We start from the raw sequence: 769 nt of genomic DNA on the forward strand, positions 1-769 counted from the left end.
GACCGAGCAACTGATGAATAAGCGTGTGTCTTCCCAGATAAACAGGTGCTCACCCAATGTGGAGATAATCACCTTCGCAATATTGATCGCGCCATACTCGTCGCAATCTTTCAGTAGCACCGCGAATTCATCGCCGCCCATTCGCGCAAGCACGGAATTGTATGGCAGCACCTCTTCCAACATGCTGGCGCAAAATTGAATCGCGGCATCGCCCGCATCGTGCCCAACGGTGTCATTAAGCACTTTCAACTGGTCGAGATCGAGGTACAACATCGCATGCACTCGGCGATGGCTATCCACTTCACGCAGCGCGGTTTTCAACTCCAACTCAAAGTGGTTGCGGTTGTATGTCCCCGTCAATAAGTCATAACGCGCCTGATACTCTAACTTCTCAGCCAAAAGTTTGGTCTCTGAAATGTCTTCACCCACAATCAGCAACTGATCGGAATCGTTGAGCGGTCGAATGTTTTCGCGTACCCAAACACTGTGCCCGTCAGCATGGCGATACTCGATTTCACGTCGCCACACATCATGAACTTGATGACTCGGTTGCAACAACACCTGGCGTGGGAACAGTGCTTTGTCATCAAGATAGAACTCTCGCAGGCGATGGCCGAGCATCTCAATCGGCTCGTAGCCCAATAACAGCTGCGCGAATCGGTTCACTTCTTGGATGCGGTTGTGGCTGTCGAGCGTCACCATCATCACGGGCTGCTGCTCGTAGTAATTACGCAAGCTCGACTCACGCTGATAGAGCTTATCTTCCATC

At 51.5% G+C, this 769-nt stretch carries 1 protein-coding gene; it reads right to left on the reverse strand.

Annotation, left to right across the window (positions count from 1 at the left end; all coding sequences use genetic code 11):
- The coding region (locus tag R7Q48_RS26720) for a GGDEF domain-containing protein (RefSeq protein ID WP_318133252.1) at positions 1 to 769 on the reverse strand (769 nt) is incomplete at both ends.

The sequence above is a fragment of the Vibrio sp. 378 genome (assembly GCF_033339435.1).